The organism is Marinobacter aromaticivorans, from assembly GCF_002806975.1.
GTDB classification, from domain to species: Bacteria; Pseudomonadota; Gammaproteobacteria; order Pseudomonadales; family Oleiphilaceae; genus Marinobacter; species Marinobacter aromaticivorans.
On the sequence record NZ_NIHD01000019.1, the window covers coordinates 13,097 to 32,090 of the forward strand.

General features: G+C 55.1%; 19 protein-coding genes and 1 tRNA gene. 16 read left to right on the forward strand and 4 right to left on the reverse strand.

Translation table 11 applies throughout. The features are described 5' to 3' along the window. Positions 1-8 precede the first annotated feature (8 nt). The 4 genes from CDH48_RS17715 to map are packed head-to-tail and all read right to left on the reverse strand — an operon-like array spanning position 9 to position 3,909. A complete protein-coding gene (locus CDH48_RS17715) occupies positions 9-350 on the reverse strand; it encodes an ArsC family reductase (RefSeq protein ID WP_100690049.1) in 342 nt (113 codons plus the stop codon). Between the two features lie 2 nt (positions 351-352). Further along, positions 353-496, reverse strand: coding sequence for a hypothetical protein (locus CDH48_RS19140; protein WP_157807861.1), 144 nt, complete (start codon positions 494-496; stop codon positions 353-355). Next, on the reverse strand, positions 493-3,138 hold the full coding sequence (locus CDH48_RS17720) for a [protein-PII] uridylyltransferase (RefSeq protein WP_100690050.1): 2,646 nt from the start codon (positions 3,136-3,138) through the stop codon (positions 493-495). The genes CDH48_RS19140 and CDH48_RS17720 overlap by 4 nt, the downstream gene beginning before the upstream one ends. Further along, positions 3,139-3,909, reverse strand: coding sequence for a type I methionyl aminopeptidase (gene map, locus CDH48_RS17725; protein WP_100690051.1), 771 nt, complete (start codon positions 3,907-3,909; stop codon positions 3,139-3,141). It lies immediately after the preceding gene. A 295-nt stretch (positions 3,910-4,204) separates the two neighbouring features. On the opposite strand from map, the gene rpsB reads away from it, so the two are divergent. The 16 genes from rpsB (at position 4,205) to CDH48_RS17805 (ending at position 18,967) form a co-directional block, all read left to right on the forward strand. Beyond that, complete coding sequence (rpsB, locus tag CDH48_RS17730) at positions 4,205-4,948, forward strand: 30S ribosomal protein S2 (RefSeq protein WP_100690052.1); 744 nt, start codon at positions 4,205-4,207, stop codon at positions 4,946-4,948. Between the two features lie 91 nt (positions 4,949-5,039). Continuing rightward, positions 5,040-5,909, forward strand: coding sequence for a translation elongation factor Ts (gene tsf / locus CDH48_RS17735; protein WP_100690053.1), 870 nt, complete (start codon positions 5,040-5,042; stop codon positions 5,907-5,909). Between the two features lie 188 nt (positions 5,910-6,097). Then, positions 6,098-6,826, forward strand: a complete 729-nt coding sequence (gene pyrH, locus CDH48_RS17740) for a UMP kinase (protein ID WP_100690054.1) — start codon at positions 6,098-6,100, stop codon at positions 6,824-6,826. Between the two features lie 42 nt (positions 6,827-6,868). Further along, the gene (frr, locus tag CDH48_RS17745; RefSeq protein ID WP_100690055.1) at positions 6,869-7,426 is read left to right on the forward strand and encodes a ribosome recycling factor; all 558 of its coding nucleotides are present in this window, start codon (positions 6,869-6,871) and stop codon (positions 7,424-7,426) included. Positions 7,427-7,496: 70 nt separating this feature from the next. Continuing rightward, positions 7,497-8,267 (forward strand): polyprenyl diphosphate synthase, encoded by a 771-nt coding sequence (gene uppS / locus CDH48_RS17750; protein ID WP_100690056.1) that lies wholly within the window; start codon positions 7,497-7,499, stop codon positions 8,265-8,267. A gap of 21 nt (positions 8,268-8,288) precedes the next feature. Next, positions 8,289-9,128 carry a phosphatidate cytidylyltransferase gene (locus CDH48_RS17755; protein WP_100690057.1) on the forward strand — a complete coding sequence of 280 codons (840 nt, stop codon included), beginning with the start codon at positions 8,289-8,291 and terminating at the stop codon, positions 9,126-9,128. 2 nt (positions 9,129-9,130) lie between these two features. Further along, entirely contained in the window at positions 9,131-10,315 is a 1,185-nt protein-coding gene (ispC, locus tag CDH48_RS17760; protein ID WP_100690058.1) for a 1-deoxy-D-xylulose-5-phosphate reductoisomerase, read from the forward strand. A 47-nt stretch (positions 10,316-10,362) separates the two neighbouring features. Then, positions 10,363-11,712, forward strand: coding sequence for an RIP metalloprotease RseP (rseP, locus tag CDH48_RS17765; RefSeq protein WP_100690059.1), 1,350 nt, complete (start codon positions 10,363-10,365; stop codon positions 11,710-11,712). 44 nt (positions 11,713-11,756) lie between these two features. Further along, positions 11,757-14,075: an outer membrane protein assembly factor BamA gene (gene bamA, locus CDH48_RS17770; RefSeq protein ID WP_100690060.1), complete on the forward strand. Its 2,319-nt coding sequence runs from the start codon at positions 11,757-11,759 to the stop codon at positions 14,073-14,075. 47 nt (positions 14,076-14,122) lie between these two features. Beyond that, entirely contained in the window at positions 14,123-14,617 is a 495-nt protein-coding gene (locus tag CDH48_RS17775; RefSeq protein ID WP_100690061.1) for an OmpH family outer membrane protein, read from the forward strand. Between the two features lie 47 nt (positions 14,618-14,664). Further along, positions 14,665-15,690 carry a UDP-3-O-(3-hydroxymyristoyl)glucosamine N-acyltransferase gene (gene lpxD / locus CDH48_RS17780; protein WP_100690062.1) on the forward strand — a complete coding sequence of 342 codons (1,026 nt, stop codon included), beginning with the start codon at positions 14,665-14,667 and terminating at the stop codon, positions 15,688-15,690. A 10-nt stretch (positions 15,691-15,700) separates the two neighbouring features. Next, positions 15,701-16,138, forward strand: coding sequence for a 3-hydroxyacyl-ACP dehydratase FabZ (gene fabZ / locus CDH48_RS17785; RefSeq protein ID WP_100690071.1), 438 nt, complete (start codon positions 15,701-15,703; stop codon positions 16,136-16,138). Beyond that, positions 16,138-16,929, forward strand: coding sequence for an acyl-ACP--UDP-N-acetylglucosamine O-acyltransferase (lpxA, locus tag CDH48_RS17790; RefSeq protein ID WP_100690063.1), 792 nt, complete (start codon positions 16,138-16,140; stop codon positions 16,927-16,929). Before fabZ ends, lpxA begins: the two co-directional genes overlap by 1 nt. A gap of 20 nt (positions 16,930-16,949) precedes the next feature. Then, entirely contained in the window at positions 16,950-18,131 is a 1,182-nt protein-coding gene (gene lpxB, locus CDH48_RS17795; protein WP_379923842.1) for a lipid-A-disaccharide synthase, read from the forward strand. Next, positions 18,132-18,821, forward strand: a complete 690-nt coding sequence (gene rnhB / locus CDH48_RS17800) for a ribonuclease HII (protein WP_100690065.1) — start codon at positions 18,132-18,134, stop codon at positions 18,819-18,821. A gap of 69 nt (positions 18,822-18,890) precedes the next feature. Then, positions 18,891-18,967 (forward strand) — tRNA-Met (locus tag CDH48_RS17805). Positions 18,968-18,994: the final 27 nt, after the last annotated feature.

The window sequence follows — 18,994 nt, forward strand, 5'->3', positions numbered from 1 at the left end:
ACTCCTGTTTATTTGAAACGTGTTTCCCAGTCAGCGGCGTTAAAACCCACATGAATCGAGTCGTTATACTCGACCACGGGCCGCCTGATGATGGAGGTGTTTTCCAGCATGATGTCATGGGCAGATTGGGCATTAATGGTATCACGAACCTCGTTGCTGAGTTTGCGCCAGGTAGTGCCACGGCGGTTCAGCAGGGTTTCCCAGCCTACGGACTGTTCCCATCGGGCCAGGCGGGCCTCGTCCAGCCCTTCCTTTTTGAAATCATGGAAGTCATAAGCGATACCGCGTTCATCCAGCCATTTCCGGGCCTTTTTGACGGTGTCACAGTTGCGGATGCCATACAGTTTCATGGTCAGTTTGCCTTAACAAATTCAACAATACGCCGTGCGGCTTCAACGCATTCTTCCAACGGCGCAACCAGTGCCATACGTACCCGGTTTTTGCCGGGATTATGGCCCTCCTTGGGCAGGGCCAGCCTGTCGAGATTCGGATTCATTGAATGTCATCCAGCATTTTGCAAAGGTCCTGCTGCAGGGCATGACATACGGAAGGATCACTTATAGGCTGACCGTGTTCGTCGGTCACAAAGAATACGTCCTCCACCCGCTCGCCAAGTGTAGCGATTTTGGCGTTGCTCAAACGTATACGGTGATCCAGAAACACCTGCCCAATTCTGGCCAGCAGGCCCGGACGATCGGGGGTGATCAGTTCAATCACGGTGCGTTCATTGACGGTGTCGTTGTAGAACAGCACTTCGGTGGGAAATGCAAAGTGCCTGAGTTGCCGCGGCGTGCGGCGATGAATGATGTCCGGGTAGTCTTCGGGGTTGTCCAGCTCTTCTATCAGCCGCTTGCGCACCCGTTCTTTTCGGGCCGGATCTACACCCAAAGGCTGGCCTTTTTCGTCCAGCACCACGTAGGAACTGATGGAGTAGGGACCCTCGTTCGAGCTGATGCGGGCATCAACAATGTTGAGATTCAGCTGTTCCAGCACCGCTGTTGTTGCAGCGAACAGAGTGGCACGGTCCTTCATGTAAATAATAATCTGGGAGTAGCCATCGGTCGGGCCGCCGTGGGTGTCGCGGATGAGCACCAGTGGCCCCGGCGTGTCGCCATGGTTGATGATAGCCGCCGTTTGCCAGGCTATATCAATAGTAGAGTCCTGCAGGAAGTAATCTTCATCCACTGTATCCCAGATAGCATCTATCTGTTCGTCCATGATGTTCTGGGCATGAAGAATTTCCCGTGCTTCAGACTGGGTGGCTCGCAGCCATTCCTGCCGGTCAACCGGAATTTCCGTGCCACGCCTTAAGGCCCGTTTGGCTTCGATGTACAACTGGCGCAACAGGGATGCCCGCCAGGTATTCCACAATTTGGGGTTGGTGGCGCTGATATCGCACACCGTGAGTATATACAGGTAGTCCAGGTGCGCCTGGCTGGGGACGGCCCGGGCAAAGGACTGGATGATGTCCGGGTCGGAAATGTCTTTGCGCTGTGCCGTCATCGACATCAACAGGTGGTTTTCCACCAGCCAGGACGCCAGCTGGGTGTCGCGCTCACCCAGATGATGGCGCTGGCAGAAGGACTCCACATCACGGGCGCCGAGTTCTGAATGGTCTCCGCCCCGGCCTTTGGCGACGTCGTGGTACAAGCCTGCAATATAAAGAATTTCCCGTTTCGGGATGCCGTGATTCAGCTTGGCGGCCAGAGGGTAGTCGTCCCGGGCTTCATCGCTGTTCAGCCTCACCATATTGCGGATAACGCGCATGGTATGGGCATCAACGGTGTAGATATGGAAAAGGTCGTGCTGCATCTGGCCGATAATCTGGCCGAACTCTGGCAGATAGCGGCCCAGCACGTTGTATTTTTTCATGGCGGAAAGGGTTTCATCCAGCGCGTGGGGTGTTCTTAACAGCTCCATGAACAGGGACGTAACCGCCAGATCGGAACGAAAAGCATCGTCAATCAGGTGCCTGTGTGCACGCAAAGACCGGATGGTGGTGGCCCGGATGCCTTTTATTTCCGGATGCTGGGCCATCAGCACAAATATTTCCATGATGGCGTAGGGTGAGTAGGCAAATACCTGGTTGTTTACCGCCTCTATATAGTGGTTGCGAATCTGGAAGCGCTTGTTGATCGGCTGGATATTGTCGTCTGTGCCGGTGCCCAGTATCGCTTCATCGTAAAACTGCAGGATGACGTCTGTAAGCTCTGCCAATGCCAGCACCGTACGATAATATGACTGCATCATCAGCTCGACATCCAGGCGCTTGCCTTCATCTTTATAGCCCAGCATCTGGGCGAGGGCCCGTTGATAGTCAAACAGCAGCCGGTTTTCATTGCGGTCTGCGATCAGCTGCAGCCCGTAACGCAAGCGCCACAGCAGGGTTTCGCCCTCAATCAGAACCTGGTGTTCCTCGTCGGTCAGGATGCTGAAGCGGGTCAGGTCGGCAATGCTCTGGAGGCCGAAATGACGTTTGGTAATCCATCCGATGGTCTGTATATCCCGCAACGCGCCGGGGGAGCTTTTTACATTGGGCTCCAGGTTATATTCGGTGTCGCTGTATTTTTTATGTCGGCGTTTCTGCTCGTCGCGTTTGGCAATGAAATAGTCACGATCCGTGATGATGTTGTCGGAATAGGCCTGTTCGCTGAGCTCTTTGCGCAGGTCATCCGGTCCGGCAATAGTCCGGGTTTCCAGCAGGTTGGTCAGTGTGGCAACATCGCCTCGTGCTGCTGCTTTGCTCTCTTCAATGCTGCGAACACTGTGGCCGATGTCGAGTTTGAGATCCCAAAGCAGCGTAACAAAGGCGCCCAGATCATCCTGCCAGTCCGGCTCTATACCGTTACGTGTGAGAATCAGCAGGTCGATATCCGAATGGGGGTGAAGTTCGCCGCGACCGTATCCGCCAACGGCAATCAACGCGATATCGGACGAGCCGGAAAAGGGGTAACGATCCCAGATCAGCCGCAGCACCGTATCTACCGTGTCTGCTCTGGAATGCACCAGTGCTCTTACGTCCGCGCCCTGGCGAAACGCGTCAGCGTCTGCATCATAGCGTTCCTTGAGCAGCTGCCTGGCTGCCATAACAGGGGACTTGTCCCGGCTGATCCTGGCCTCCAGATCATGATGCTCCACTTAGAACGACTCCTCCGAACGCCTGGTCAGCACTTCGTGCCCATCTGCAGTAACCAGAATGGTGTGCTCCCATTGCGCTGACAGCTTGTGGTCTTTGGTGACAACCGTCCATTGATCCGGCAGCAGCCTGGTGTGGTATTTGCCCTGATTGATCATGGGCTCGATGGTGAAGGTCATGCCTTCTTTCAGCTCCATGCCGGTGCCGGGTTTGCCATAGTGCATAACCTGTGGATCTTCATGGAATACCTTGCCTATACCGTGGCCACAATAATCCCGAACCACGGAATAGCGGTGTTTCTCAGCGTGCTGCTGGATTACATGGCCGATATCGCCCAGGCGTGCGCCCGGCTTTACCAGTTCAATCCCCTTGTAGAGGCATTCCTGAGTGATTTTGATGAGACGCTCGGTACCGGGTTTGGGTTTGCCGACGATCCACATTTTGCTGGTGTCGCCGTGGTACTCGTCTTTTATAACGGTAACGTCAATATTCACAATGTCGCCGTCTTTCAGAATCTTCTTCTCAGAGGGTATCCCGTGGCAGACAACATGGTTGACCGAAATGCACACGGACTTTGGAAAGCCTTTGTAGTTCAGGGGGGCAGGCGTCGCTTTTTGCTCGTTGACGATGTAATCGTGACAGATCCGGTTCAGTTCTTCAGTTGAGACGCCCGGTTTGATGTGCTCCCCGATCATCTCGAGAACTTCAGCTGCCAGGCGGCCTGCTACACGCATCTTTTCAATTTCTTCCGGGGTCTTGATCGAAACTTGCATTGGGCTTCCCATTGATTTGTGTCAAACGGGCATTTTAAGGGGCGCGCGCTCAGGGTACAAGGAAGCCGCTGCGTAAAATTAATGGCGTAAGGCCCGGGTTTTGTGGTATAAACGCGCCCGCTGGAAACGAATCCGGCAAATTCGCACACGTGTCAGCACGTTGCCCCAGGGTGCCTGCTCCTGCTATGGAGCTATAGTTGCAGAAGCTATAGCGACATATAGACATATAAGGGAGCCTGGTTGGGGTAATTGGACGCGTGGAGGACTAACCCGAAGCTAAATCAAGGTAATTATCATGGCTCAGGTAAATATGCGTGACCTGCTCAAGGCAGGTGCTCACTTCGGTCACCAGACCCGCTACTGGAACCCGAAAATGTCGAAGTACATCTTCGGCGCCCGTAACAAGATTCACATCATCAACCTTGAGCAGACTGTTCCTGCCATGAACGAAGCTCTGAACTTCGTTCAGCAACTGACAGAGAACAAGAACAAGATCCTGTTCGTGGGCACCAAGCGTGCAGCGGCCAAGATCATCAAGGAAGAAGCAGAGCGTGCTGGCCAGCCTTATGTTAATCATCGCTGGCTCGGCGGTATGCTGACCAACTACAAAACCATCCGCCAGTCCATTCGTCGCTACCGTGATCTGGATGCCCAGAGCAAAGACGGTACTTTCGACAAGTTGACCAAGAAAGAAGCTCTTGAGCGCACCCGTGAGATGGACAAGCTCGAGCGCTCCATCGGCGGCATCAAGGATATGGGTGGCCTGCCCGACGCAATGTTTGTTATCGACGTTGATCACGAGCGTATCGCCATCAAGGAAGCCAACAAGCTGGGTATTCCTGTTATCGGTGTTGTTGATACCAACAGCAACCCGGACGGCGTTGATTACGTGATCCCGGGTAACGACGATGCCATTCGCGCGATTCAGATCTACGTTAAAGCCGTTGCAGACACTTGCCTGGAAGCAACCCAGGGCGGTGCTGACGAGTTCGTAGAAGTCGCCGAAGAGTCTGCAGGAGCCGCACCGGCTGCCGAGTAATGCGCAGGCATTGCTTTTAAGATGTAAGGCATACCCGATGTGTTTCCGGGTATGCCTCCCACCGAATTCGGAAAAGTTAAGAGGACTGAACATGGCTGCAATTACCGCTGCAATGGTCAAAGAGCTGCGCGAGCGCACTGGCCTTGGCATGATGGAGTGCAAAAAAGCGCTGGTTGAAGCTGGCGGAAGTGTTGATGCTGCAATTGAAGAGCTGCGCAAGTCTTCCGGCCTGAAGGCTGCCAAGAAGGCTGGCCGTACCGCTGCTGAAGGCGTGTCTCTGATCAGGATTTCTGATGACAACACCGCCGCCTACATTCTGGAAGTAAACTCCGAGACAGACTTTGTTGCTCGCGATGACAACTTCCTGGATTTTGCTAATGACGTGCTGAACGTTGCTTTCGAAAAAGGCGAGACTGACGTTGCCAGGCTGATGGATGGCGAGCTCGAAGCCAAACGCGAAGCGCTGGTCCAGAAAATTGGTGAAAACATCACCGTTCGTCGTGTGGTTGAAGTGAAAGGCCCGGTTGTTGGTGGCTACGTTCACAGCAACAACAAGATTGCCTCGGTTGTTGCCTTGACAGCAGGTGACCCCGAGCTGGCTCGCGATATCGCAATGCACGCTGCGGCCGTTAATCCGCGTGTTGCCAAGCCGGAAGACATGCCTGCAGAAGAGCTTGAAAAAGAGAAAGAAGTCATCAAGGCCCAGCCGGATATGGAAGGCAAACCTGCCGAAATCGTTGAAAAGATGATGGGCGGCCGTATCAAGAAGTTCCTCAAGGAAAACAGTCTTGTTGAACAGCCTTTCGTGAAAAACCCGGATCAGACTGTCGGCGAACTGATCAAGTCTGCCGGTGCTGAGCTGGTAGGGTTCGTTCGTCTGGAGGTTGGCGAAGGTATTGAAAAAGAGGAAGTGGACTTTGCCGCCGAGGTTGCTGCTGCAGCCGGCACAGGCAAGGCCTGATCCCTTTTCAGGTGCTGTAGCGGCGAGCTGCAGCACTACTTGAGTCTGCCACGTTGGCCGGAGCTTTCCGGCTCTCGTGGCGGGCTTGTATCTGAGATGCCCCTTTTTTGCGATCGAGGGATATGTCAGATACAAGCCTGCAGTGCCTCTCACGCCGGGTAGCAGTCAACAGACAAAAGGGGATCCATATGTCGGTACCACCGAAAAACCAGCCAAGATACAATCGCGTCCTGCTCAAACTCAGTGGTGAGGCCCTCATGGGTGAGCATGAATTCGGCATTGATCCCAAAGTTCTTGATCGGATGGCGCTTGAGATTGGCGCACTGGTCGGTATCGGTGTTCAGGTGGGCCTGGTTATTGGCGGGGGCAATCTGTTCCGTGGCGCCGCACTCAGCGAGGCCGGCATGGACAGGGTTACCGGTGATCACATGGGCATGCTGGCAACGGTTATGAACGGCCTGGCCATGCGCGATGCGCTGGAACGCTCAAACATTCGCACCCGCGTGATGTCGGCTATCCCCATGAGTGGTATTGTGGAGCACTATGACCGCCGTCGCGCTGTGCGCGATCTGAAAGACGGCGATGTGGTTATATTCTGCGCCGGAACCGGCAATCCTTTCTTTACAACGGACTCGGCCGCTTGTCTGCGTGGTATCGAGATTGAGGCAGACGCGGTTCTGAAAGCAACCAAGGTGGATGGGGTCTATTCTGCCGATCCACATGTTGACCCAAATGCAGAGAAATACGACAACCTGACCTATGATCAGGTGCTGGATAAAAAACTTGGTGTGATGGACCTTACCGCCATTTGCCTGGCACGGGATCACGGTATGCCGCTGCGGGTTTTTGATATGAATCGTGCGGGCGCGTTGACCCGCATCGTAACCGGTGAGAAAGAAGGTACACTGATCGAATAACGGGTTGCCTGATAGCCCGACGAACGAATTGAGGATAATGACGTGATTAACGATATAAAAGCTGAAGCCGAAAAGAAAATGAAAAAGAGCCTGGAGGCCCTTGGCTCGGCGTTCAACAAAATCCGGACTGGTCGCGCCCACCCGTCTATTCTGGACAGTGTCATGGTTAACTATTATGGCCAGGAAACGCCGCTGAAGCAGGTTGCCAGTGTGAACGTGGAAGATAACCGTACACTGACGGTGTCGCCATGGGAAAAGAACCTGGTGCCGGTTATCGAGAAGGCCATCATGGCTTCGGATCTCGGCATTAACCCGGCGACCAGCGGCGATCTGATCCGTATCCCTATGCCGATGCTGACCGAGGAAACCCGCAGAGAAATGGTCAAGCAGGCGAAAGCGGACGCAGAAAACGCCCGTGTTTCCATACGAAACGCGCGCCGCGATGCCAATAGCATGATGAAGGAGCTGCAGAAAGAAAAGGATATTACTGAAGACGAAGAGCGCAGGGGTGAAGACGAAGTTCAGAAGCTGACCGACCGCTACATCGCTGAAGTAGAGAAGATGTTAAAGGCTAAAGAAGAAGACCTGATGGCGGTTTGATCACTTCAGCCCACTTGCAAGCGAAACACACAGCCAGCGGCGAAATTCGGCTGGCTGCACAGGGGATTTCATGACGGGACCAGTATCCGCAGAGATTCCGGTGTCGGCTGATAGCCGGCCCCGGCATGTGGCCATTATCATGGATGGTAACAACCGATGGGCCAAAGCACGCCGGTTGAAAGGAGTGGCGGGGCATAAGGCAGGTGTGGATGCGGTCAGATCTGTTGTTGAAACCTGTGCCCGGGAAGGCGTGGAAGTGCTCACGCTGTTTGCGTTCTCAAGCGAAAACTGGCGTCGTCCGAAGGATGAAGTATCAGCTCTGATGAAGCTGTTTCTTTTCGCTTTGGAACGGGAAGTCAGGAAACTGCACCGTAATAACATCTGCCTGCGGATCATAGGTGACCGGTCAGCGTTTAATACGACCCTGCAAGAGCGCATGGCGAAAGCGGAAGAGCTCACCCGCAACAATTCCCGGATGACGCTTGTCATTGCTGCAAACTATGGTGGCCACTGGGATATCGCGCAGGCTACCCGGCAGGTGGCGGATATGGTGAAGTGTGGCCAGCTTGAACCGTCTGATATTACGGATGACCTGATTCAGCAACGCCTGAGCACCGGCGATCTTCCCTTACCGGATCTCATGATTCGCACGGCGGGTGAGCAGAGGATCAGCAACTTCATGCTCTGGCAACTGGCTTATACCGAGTTGTATTTTTCCCCTGTTTTCTGGCCTGATTTCAAAGAGGACGAGATGCGGAAAGCGTTACAGGCCTACGCCGGGCGTCAGCGTCGATTTGGCCAGACAGATGACCAGATTGCGGCCAAGTTGTCACAACAATAACGAATTACAGCGACCTCTATTGTGCTAAAGACCCGAATTATCACCGCTCTCATACTGGCCCCCATCGCGATTGGCGGTATTTTCTTTCTGCCGCCCATGGGATTTGCCCTGTTCACGGCGGTGATTATCACGCTGGGTGCCTGGGAGTGGGCCAATATGTCCGGCCTGAAGCAGCAACCTGGGCGGATTGCTTATGCAGCAATCATTGCCATCATTCTCTATAGCCTCGTTAATGTTTATGCTGTTGCGGTGCTTTGGCTGGCTCTTCTCTGGTGGATTGTGTGCTTTATGCTGGTTCGCAGTTACCCGGCCGGTTCCGAACGCTGGGGCAGTGTGCCGGCGCGGGCCGTGATGGGGGTGCTGGTTCTGGTGCCGGCGTGGGTCGGGCTGAACCATATCCGTGCGAGCGGTTTTCAGTTCGGTGCGGTAGACAACAGCTTGCTGGCTATCCTGTATGTGTTTTTTGTGGTGTGGGTGGCAGACATAGGCGCCTACTTTGCCGGCCGGGCTTTCGGTAAGGCCAAACTTGCCCCCAGGGTGAGCCCGGGTAAATCCTGGGCAGGTGTGTATGGCGGCCTTGTGGCCGTGGGCGTTCTGGCATTGGTTGTCAGCTGGCTCGCCGCCGCAACTGCTGCAGAGACCTTCATCCTGGTCGGCGCAAGCCTTGTAACTGGCCTGGTATCGGTACTGGGGGATCTGCTGGAAAGCATGCTCAAGCGCTTCAGGGGCATAAAAGACAGCAGCAACCTGCTTCCCGGGCACGGAGGAATCATGGATCGTATCGATAGCCTGACAGCGGCCATACCGGTATTTGCGCTTATTATCACGCTGCTGGGCTGGCTCACAGCCGGGCACGTTTGAGCATGATGTCCCGCTCTCTTACGGTGCTTGGTGCCACCGGGTCCATCGGGCTCTCCACTCTTGATGTTGTGCGTCGCCATCCCGGGCGCTTTTCGGTCTATGCACTGACGGCGGGCACCCGTGCGGAGGAGCTGGCAACACTTTGCCGTGAGTTTCAGCCCAGAATTGCCGTCATGGCAGATGCTGCCGCGGCCGAGAGGCTCGCCGTTTTGTTGTCGGATTTCCCCGAGATCTCCGTGCTGAGCGGAGAAGCAGGGTTGTGTGAGGTGGCTTCAGCGCCGGAAGCCTGCACGGTTATGGCAGCTATTGTCGGTGCGGCGGGGCTTGCACCAACCCTGGCGGCAGTGCATGCAGGCAAGCGTGTGCTATTGGCCAACAAAGAAGCACTGGTTATGTCTGGCAAGCTGTTTATGGACGCGGTGGCTGCCTCGGGTGCAGAATTGTTGCCGATCGATTCTGAACACAACGCCATATTCCAGTGCCTGCCGGCAGAGAAAGTTCGTGATCCGGAGGCCGCCGGCATTACCCGTATTCTGCTGACAGCATCCGGAGGGCCTTTCCGGAACCACAGCCTGGAAGAACTGCGCTCGGTTACACCAACCCAGGCCTGCGCCCATCCAAACTGGTCCATGGGGCAGAAAATCTCGGTCGATTCAGCAACGCTCATGAATAAAGGGCTTGAGCTGATCGAGGCTTGCTGGTTATTCAACACCACACCCGATCGCATTGAAGTTCATGTGCATCCGGAAAGCATCATTCACTCCATGGTAGAGTATGCCGACGGTTCTGTACTGGCGCAGCTCGGCAGCCCGGATATGCGTACTCCCATCGCCAATGGTTTGGCCTGGCCGGAGCGCATTGATGCCGGAGTCGCGCCTCTGGATCTGTTCGCAGTAGGGCGGTTTCATTTCGAGCGCCCGGATTTACAGCGCTTTCCCTGCCTGAGGTTGGCGGCCGAGGCCTTTGCAGAAGGCGGTACAGCGCCAGCGGTACTCAATGCCGCCAATGAGGTGGCGGTAAGCGAATTCCTGAGGGGGGCTCTGGCGTTTACGGATATTCCGGTTGTTATTGAACGAACGCTCTCGGTAACACCCGTGGTGCCGGCAGACAGCTTTGATGTCATCTTCGCCAAGAACACAGAGGCAAGACAAAAGGCATGGGAACAGATCAGACTGCTAACTGTCTGATATAGTTTACAGAGTATCGCCAGGCTGGTGCTCAAATCAGGAATGCTATGCAGATTATTCAAACCATACTTGCGCTTGCGCTGACTCTGGGGATCCTCGTTACCCTTCATGAGTACGGCCATTTCTGGGTCGCGCGTCGATGCGGTGTCAAAGTACTGCGATTTTCAGTGGGTTTTGGCAAACCGCTGTTCTCGTGGTATGACCGCCATGGTACCGAGTTTGCGATAGCAGCCATCCCGCTGGGCGGCTATGTCAAAATGCTGGATGAGCGGGAGGGCCCGGTTCCCGAAGAGCTCAGAGACCAGGCGTTCACCTCGAAACCGCCCTCGCAACGCATTGCCATTGCAGCCGCGGGCCCTCTGGCCAACTTCCTTTTTGCTGTTCTGGCCTACTGGTTGCTCAGTGTGGTGGGTGTTACCCATGTTGCTCCGATTGTGGGTGATGTCGCGGAGGAGAGTGTTGCCAGCAACCTGGGCTTGCGTGAGGGCATGGAAATCCAGGCAGTGGACGGGCACCGTGTGAGTTCCTGGCGTGATGTGAATATGCGGATCCTGGAGCGCGCAGGTGAACAGGGCACGATTACGCTTGACGTTTCCAGCAGCGGAGCCCGGGGAACCCTGAGTGGCGAACTCGGTGGCTGGCACCTCAGTGATGAAACGCCGGATCCCCTGACCGAATTCGGCATTATACCCTGGCGGCCTGAGGTGCCCGCCGTGCTTGGCCAGATTGCAAGCGGCGGTCGTGCCGAGACATCCGGCCTTCAGGAAGGTGACCGAGTTGTTGCCGTGAACCAGAAACCGGTAAAAGACTGGTTTGAACTGGTTGAATTTATTCGCAATGCACCTGAGCAGACGCTGGCGCTTACCATTGAGCGTGCGGGTTCCGAGCAGACTGTACAGGTAACGCCGGCGGAAAAAACACTGGAAGATGGTGAAGTGATCGGATTTGTCGGTGCGGGCGTTAAGGCGGTCTCATGGCCAGACCATGTTATGCGGGACGTTCGTTATGGCCCATTTGCGGCGATCCCCGTTGCCCTGGAAGAAACCTGGGCAGACACCCGTCTCACCCTTGTAGCCATCAAAAAGATGGTTACAGGCCTGCTTTCACCCAGTAATCTGAGTGGCCCGATTACCATTGCCCGAGTGGCTGAGGCCAGTGTCAGTTCAGGGTTTGAAGATTTTATCCGTTTCCTGGCCTATCTCAGTGTCAGTCTGGGTATTCTCAATCTGTTACCGGTGCCGGTTCTGGATGGCGGTCATATTGTGTATTACACCATCGAGGCTATCCGTAAAAAACCGCTCTCAGAAGAGGCTCAGGCACTTGGATTACGAATTGGTATGGCAATGATCCTCACATTAATGGTGTTTGCTCTTTACAACGACCTGATGCGGTTGTGAGAATTGCGAGCTCCTTACGCGCATTAACCAGGCGAAATAATTGAATGAGACGTTCTCTTCTAGGTTTAGCCGTTGGCCTCGCTGTTGCCGCAGCCGGCATGAAGCCAGCATTTGCAGATGAATTTACGGTTGCAGATATTGAAGTGGAAGGCCTGCAGCGTGTTTCTGCCGGTACTGTGTTTTCCGCCTTTCCCGTCAGTATCGGCGAGCAGACGGACGAAGCCGGGCTGGCAGAGGCAATCAAATCCCTGTTCCGGACCGGATTGTTCACCGATATAGAAGCCAGTCGCGACGAAGGCATCCTCATCATTACCGTGCGTGAGCGCCCTTCGATTACCTCCATCGAAATTGAAGGTAACAAGAACATCGAAACCGACATGCTGATGGACGCTCTGGCGGGTGCAGGGCTTCAGGAAGGCCAGGTGTTTCGCCGGGCAACGCTGGAACGGCTTGAGTTGGAAATTTTGCGCTCTTACATCGCCCAGGGGCGCTACAACGCCAGGGTAAAAGCGACTGCAGAGGAGCTGCCGCGCAACCGGGTTGCCATTCGCCTGGATATAAACGAAGGCACGGTTGCCGCTATCCAGCACATCAATCTGGTAGGGAACAAAGATTTCAGTGATGAAGAGTTACGGGATCTGTTCGAGTTGCAAACCAGCAGCTGGTGGAACTCTCTCACCAACTCGGACAAGTACGGGAGAGAGCGCCTGAGTGGTGACCTTGAAACACTGCGCTCCTTTTATCTGGACCGTGGCTATCTGGATTTCAATGTGGAGTCCAGCCAGGTTTCCATCTCGCCGGATAAACGGCAGGTATTCATCGCCATAGCGCTGAACGAAGGGCCGCAGTACACCATCTCGGAAATCCGGTTGCGGGGTGATCTCATCATTGATGAGGAAGAGCTCAGGGAGCTGATCCCGGTAAGTGAGGGCGATGTGTTCTCCCGGGCCCGCATGACGGCCATTTCAGAAACACTGGCTTTCCGTCTCGGTAAAGAAGGTTATGCCTTTGCCAATGTGAATGCGGTACCGGAGCCCGGCGAAGGTAATACGGCGGCGGTAACGTTTTTTGTGGAACCGGGCAAGCGGGCCTATGTTCGACGCATTAATTTCGATGGCAACGTATCCACCCGGGACGATGTTCTGCGGCAGGAAATGACACAGATGGAAGGTGGCATTGCCTCTTCGGATCGCATCGAGTTTTCCAAAACCCGTCTTGAGCGGCTTGGCTTTTTCGAGACGGTTAATGTGGATACCGTGCCAGTGCCCGGAACCGACGATCTGGTAGACGTGAATTACTCCGTAAAAGAACAGCCAACCGGCAGCCTCTCGGCGTCTGTAGGCTTCTCACAGGACTCAGGCGTTATCCTTGGGGCCAATGTGTCTGAAAATAACTTTTTCGGCACAGGCAAGCGTGTTTCGTTTGGCGTAAACGTCAGTGACTCGGTCAAAAGCGCCAATATTTCCTATATGGATCCTTACTACACCGTGGATGGCGTAAGCCGTGGCTACAGTGTGTTTGCGCGTGAGACGGATTTTGAGGAAGAGGACATTACCTCCTACCTCCTGGACGAGTACGGTGGCCGCCTTACCTTTGGCTATCCAACCGATAATATAACGCGGCTGAATTTCGGCGTTGGTTACACACTCTCGAAGATCAAGGGAGGTGTGTTTACCTCCCAGGAAGTCACCGATTTTATCGACGAGGAAGGTGACTCATTCAACAACTACTTCCTGTTTGGAAGCTGGCGCCGCAGCACTCTGAACCGGGGTGTTTTGCCAACGGATGGCTACAGCCATTCGCTGTCGCTCGACGTGGCTGTGCCAGGCAGCGACCTGACCTTTTACAAGGCCACCCATAGAACGGATTTCTACTTCCCGATCACAGATAATAACCGCTGGGTTTTGCGCACAAGAACGGAAGTAGGGTATGGCGACGGCTACGGAGACCGGAGCTTAATGCCGTTTTACGAGCATTTTTATGCGGGCGGATACGGCTCGGTTCGCGGCTACCAGGCCAATTCGCTGGGCCGGCGTGCCACCAATGCGCCGAATGACTTTTCGGATCCCGATCCCTTCGGTGGTAACCTCCTCACCGAAGGTTCCCTGGAGCTGATTTTCCCGACGCCTTTTGCCGGTGACAGCCGTTCCATGCGGACCGCATTCTTTGTGGACGCAGGCCAGGTGTTTGACCCGGACAGGGGATTTCACCCGGACCCGAGTGAACTGCGCCTGTCAGCCGGTGTCGGGTTCCAATGGATAACGGCAGTGGGCCCGCTGGCATTCAGCCTTGCCAAGCCGTTGAACGACAAGCCTGGTGATGATACTCAGGTATTCCAGTTCTCGCTTGGCCAGACATTCTGATTCAGCATTATCATAAACAAGAACGGATGAAACTCAGGAGATCCATTATGTTCAGAACGCTACTGATGTTTGCTGCAGCCATGATGATTGCTTTGCCGGCAGCAGCAGAAACCCGCATTGGCGTTGTAGATTTGCGCCAGGCACTGTTTTCATCGAATGACGCCAAAGCATTCAGCGAAACCATGCAAAAAGACTTTGCGGGCGATGAACAGAAGGTTCGCGAGACCCAGGAGGCGGCACGTAAGCTCAAAGAGCGCCTGGAGAAAGACGGAGCAATGATGAATGAGAGTGAGCGGAACAAGCTTGCGGCCGAGTTCCAGGAAAAGGTCAAGGAGTTCAACTTCCTCAAGCAACGTCTCGATTCCACGGTTAACCAGCGCAAGCAGGCGTTTCTGGAAGAGGCGCGCCCGGAAGTGGACGCAGCGGTGAAGGAGCTTCTGGAGGAAAACGATCTGGATCTGATTCTGCCGAGCGAAGCTGTTGTTTATGTGAAGCCGGAAATGAACCTGACCTCCCAGCTTCTGGATAAGTTGAACCGTTAACCCCTGCCGGCAGGCCACAGGGCCACGGGCGTGTTGTGGAGCGCGTGATGACAGAAAAGTCTTACCGGCTTGGGGAAATCGCACAAGCGTTGGGAGCGGAGCTGCGCGGAAATCCGGACGCCCGGGTTTCCGGCCTTGCTACCTTGCAGGCGGCTGGCCCCGATCAGCTCAGCTTTCTGGCAAATCCCGCCTATGCAAAGTACCTGGCGGATACTCGCGCCGCAGCGGTCATTCTATCTCCTGAGGCCGCCGTGCAGCGTCCGACCAATGTCCTGTTACTTGATAATCCCTACCTGGGCTATGCTCGCGTCAGCCACTGGTTTGACCCGGCCCCGGTGGCACCGCCGGGTATTCACCCTTCCGCAGTCGTTGATCCCAGCGCAACCATTGCTACCAGTGCCAGTGTCGGGCCGAACGTGGTGATTGAAGCGGATGTGGTTATTGGCGAGCAGGTTGTGGTAGGGCCGGGCAGTGTGATTGGTGCGCGCACCAGTATTGGCCCGGGTTCCATCATCCGCCCCAGAGTGACTCTGGCTCACGATGTAGTCGTGGGGCAACGCTGCCATATACTCAGTGGTGCGGTAATAGGCTCAGACGGCTTCGGTTTCGCTAATGACAAGGGCCAGTGGCACAGGATTGCGCAGCTTGGCCGGGTTATTCTGGGTGACGATGTTGAAGTGGGGGCCAATACAACGATTGATCGTGGCGCGCTGGATGACACGGTCATTGGTAATGGCGTGAAACTCGATAACCTGATTCAGATTGCCCACAACGTCCATATTGGTGATCACAGCGCCATGGCCGCACTGGTCGGAATAGCGGGCAGTACAAAGATTGGCAGCCACTGCGTGTTCGGCGGAGCCTCCGGAGTGGCCGGCCATCTGGAAATCGCAAGCCAGGTGCATCTGACCGGTATGACTCTGGTAACCGGCGATATCCGGGAGCCGGGAGTCTACTCTTCCGGCACAAGTGCCGATACGAATCGGCAATGGCGTAAGAATGCCGTGCGTTTTCGCCAACTGGATGCTCTGGCACGACGGATAAAAGAACTGGAAAAGAAAACAGATGGCTGAGGCCGATAAAATGATGTACATCGATGAAATTCTGGAATATCTGCCGCACCGCTATCCGTTTTTGCTGGTGGACCGGGTTACCGAGATCGAGAAGTCCAAGTCGATTAAAGGCTATAAAAATATTTCGTTTAACGAGCCGTTTTTTGCTGGCCATTTTCCGGATAACCCGATCATGCCGGGCGTTCTGATTATCGAGGCCATGGCGCAGCTTTCCGGTATCCTCGGTTTCGTGACCGTTGGCCGGAAACCGTCAGATGGGCTGGTACAATACCTGGCCGGTTCCAGCAGGGCGCGTTTCAAGCGCCCGGTATTGCCCGGGGATCGTCTGTGTATGGAATCGGAGCTTATTTCAGGTAAACGTGGCATCTGGAAATTTGATTGTCGCGCCCTGGTCGATGATGAGGTTGTGTGTGTGGCAGAGATACTGACCGCTGAGAGAGAAGTTTAATGGCAACGAACGACTGGTCGGGTGTTCATCCCCAGGCGATTGTAGACCCGTCAGCCAGGCTTGCGGCAAACGTAACGGTTGGCCCCTGGAGCTACATAGGTCCGAACGTTGAGATTGGTGAAGGCACAGAAATCCTTTCCCATGTAGTTGTGAAAGGGCCAACAGTCATCGGTCGGAATAACCGGATTTTCCAGTTCTGCAGCGTCGGTGAAGAGTGCCAGGACAAAAAATACGCCGGAGAGCCAACCACACTGGTGATCGGTGATAACAATGTTATTCGCGAGAATTGTACGGTTCACCGGGGCACTGTGCAGGATAAAGGTGAAACCCGGATTGGCAGCAACAACCTGCTTATGGCCTACGTGCATGTGGCTCACGACTGCGTAATTGGCGACAATACTATCCTTGCCAACTGTGCCACGCTTGCCGGCCATGTAACCGTCGGCGACTACGCCATTCTGGGCGGTGGCACCATGGTGCACCAGTTCTGCCACATCGGGCCTCACAGTATGGCCGCGGGCGGCAGTATTGTGCTCAAGGATATTCCGGCTTACGTAATGGCCTCTGGTCAGTCGGCGGAGCCCCACGGAATGAATGTTGAGGGCCTCAAGCGCCGTGGTTTCGACAGAGAAGTATTGATGACCCTGCGCCGCGCCTACAAGATCATCTATCGCCAGGGCCTGACCACAGAGCAGGCCGTTGAAGCCCTGGAAGATGCTTACGCCGATACGCCGGAAGTACGTGTGCTTATCGAGTCCCTGCGCGGAGCGCATCGCGGCATTATCCGCTGAGCTGGCAGGAGCCGCATTTGATAGATCACGCCCTGGTTTCGATTGTCAGCGACCGGAAAGTAACCTTTGGCATCATTGCCGGTGAGGCATCGGGTGATATTCTCGGTGCCGGGCTCATCCGTTCACTGCGTAGCCGATATCCCGGAGCGAGGTTCGTCGGAATCGGCGGCGATGAAATGATTGCCGAGGGTTTCCACTCGCTGGTTCCCATGGAACGGCTCTCGGTGATGGGATTGGTGGAGGTTCTTGGCCGAATACGTGAGCTTTTCAGCATCCGGGCGCGCCTTCTGCGTTATTTCTTTGCCACGCCGCCGGACGTGGTGATCGGTATTGATTCCCCGGATTTTACCCTTGCCATTGAGAGACGCTGCCGTGAGGCGGGTATTCCCTCTGTTCACTACGTCAGCCCGTCGGTTTGGGCCTGGCGCCAGAAGCGGATCTTCAAAATTGCCAAATCCGTGGATCTGATGCTGACCCTCTTGCCGTTTGAAGTCCGGTTTTATGAGGAGCATCAGGTGCCCGTAGCCTTTGTGGGGCATCCTCTCGCTGATCGCATTCCCGTTGTTCCTCAAACGGGTAGGGCCCGTCAGGAACTTGGGCTCGATGACAGTGCGCCTTTACTGGCGATATTGCCGGGCAGCCGGGCCGGCGAAGTCGAACGGCTTGGCACCCTGTTTCTGGAAGCGGCGCGCTGGATACAGAACAAGCGACCGGATGTGCAGCTGGTTATTCCCTGTGTGAACCGTGAACGGGAGCAGCAGGTGCGCGATCTTATTGAAGCTCTCGAGGTAAAGCTGCAGGTCACTATTGTAAGAGGTCGCTCCCGCGAGGTAATGGCCGCCTCAGATGTTGTATTGCTGGCTTCCGGAACGGCCACCCTCGAGGCCATGCTGCTGAAAAAACCCATGGTGGTGGGGTATCGGCTGAGCAAAGTCAGCTATGCTCTTCTTTCACGACTAGTGAAAGTGCCTCACGTTTCACTGCCGAACCTGCTGGCCAGGCAACCTCTGGTGCCTGAACTCCTGCAAGACGATGCGACGCCGGAATCACTCGGTGCCGCCGTGCTGGAACGAATGGAAAACGAGCAAGAGCGCGACCGGCTGGTGCAGGCATTTACCGAGCTTCACCTTACATTGAAACAGGATGCTGACGAGAAAGCCGCCCAGGCAATCTCTGAACTTCTTCAGGAGCGAACCCACTGAATGGCCCGCGCACCCGTATTGCCCCCGTTTAAATGCGACTATCAGGGCCGGCTACTGGCCGGTGTAGATGAAGTAGGGCGTGGGCCGCTTATCGGTGCAGTGGTAACTGCAGCCGTCATTCTCAATCCAGACCGGCCCATTGCAGGGCTTGCTGACTCAAAAAAGCTCACGGAAAAAAAGCGCAATGCGCTCTACGATGAGATCATCGAGCACTCAACGGCGTGGTGCATAGGCCGCTGTGAGGCGCATGAGATTGATCAGATCAACATCTATCAGGCCACTATGATTGCCATGGAGCGAGCCGTCGCCGGCCTTGCTGTTGCTCCCGAATACGTGCTGGTGGACGGCAACAAGTGCCCGAAATGGCATTGGCCCTCCGAGCCGGTAGTAAAGGGGGACAACCGGGTAGAGGCAATCAGTGCCGCATCCATACTTGCGAAAGTAACCCGGGACCGGGAAATGGAAGCCCTGGAGCTGAAGTACCCGGGTTATGGCCTTGCACGGCACAAGGGATACCCCACACCTGTGCACATGGAAGCACTGCGCAGATTGGGTGTAACACCAGAGCACCGAAAATCCTTCCGACCGGTACAGAAAGCAATAGAGGCGGTGGGCTTCTTTGAACAGCCGGCAGAAAACGAGGACAAGAGCCTACCCTATCCAACGGATTTATTTGAAAATAGTTGTTGACAGTCAAGACCCCAGTCCTTAGTATACGCACACGTTGATCGGGGACACCCGAGAAAACAACCAGTTTGATGCGGGGTGGAGCAGTCTGGTAGCTCGTCGGGCTCATAACCCGAAGGTCGTTGGTTCGAATCCAGCCCCCGCTACCATTTTATAAAAGCCGGCAATAGCCGGCT

Excerpts from the sequence above, each read along its gene's own strand:
- map (WP_100690051.1), bottom strand. The coding sequence starts at position 3,909 with ATGCAAGTTTCGATCAAGACCCCGGAAGAAATTGAAAAGATGCGTGTA.
- uppS (WP_100690056.1), top strand. The coding sequence starts at position 7,497 with ATGACGGGACCAGTATCCGCAGAGATTCCGGTGTCGGCTGATAGCCGG.
- pyrH (WP_100690054.1), top strand. The coding sequence starts at position 6,098 with ATGTCGGTACCACCGAAAAACCAGCCAAGATACAATCGCGTCCTGCTC.
- CDH48_RS19140 (WP_157807861.1), bottom strand. The coding sequence starts at position 496 with ATGAATCCGAATCTCGACAGGCTGGCCCTGCCCAAGGAGGGCCATAAT.
- bamA (WP_100690060.1), top strand. The coding sequence starts at position 11,757 with ATGAGACGTTCTCTTCTAGGTTTAGCCGTTGGCCTCGCTGTTGCCGCA.
- rseP (WP_100690059.1), top strand. The coding sequence starts at position 10,363 with ATGCAGATTATTCAAACCATACTTGCGCTTGCGCTGACTCTGGGGATC.
- CDH48_RS17775 (WP_100690061.1), top strand. The coding sequence starts at position 14,123 with ATGTTCAGAACGCTACTGATGTTTGCTGCAGCCATGATGATTGCTTTG.
- lpxD (WP_100690062.1), top strand. The coding sequence starts at position 14,665 with ATGACAGAAAAGTCTTACCGGCTTGGGGAAATCGCACAAGCGTTGGGA.
- fabZ (WP_100690071.1), top strand. The coding sequence starts at position 15,701 with ATGATGTACATCGATGAAATTCTGGAATATCTGCCGCACCGCTATCCG.
- rpsB (WP_100690052.1), top strand. The coding sequence starts at position 4,205 with ATGGCTCAGGTAAATATGCGTGACCTGCTCAAGGCAGGTGCTCACTTC.
- rnhB (WP_100690065.1), top strand. The coding sequence starts at position 18,132 with ATGGCCCGCGCACCCGTATTGCCCCCGTTTAAATGCGACTATCAGGGC.
- ispC (WP_100690058.1), top strand. The coding sequence starts at position 9,131 with ATGATGTCCCGCTCTCTTACGGTGCTTGGTGCCACCGGGTCCATCGGG.
- CDH48_RS17715 (WP_100690049.1), bottom strand. The coding sequence starts at position 350 with ATGAAACTGTATGGCATCCGCAACTGTGACACCGTCAAAAAGGCCCGG.
- lpxA (WP_100690063.1), top strand. The coding sequence starts at position 16,138 with ATGGCAACGAACGACTGGTCGGGTGTTCATCCCCAGGCGATTGTAGAC.
- tsf (WP_100690053.1), top strand. The coding sequence starts at position 5,040 with ATGGCTGCAATTACCGCTGCAATGGTCAAAGAGCTGCGCGAGCGCACT.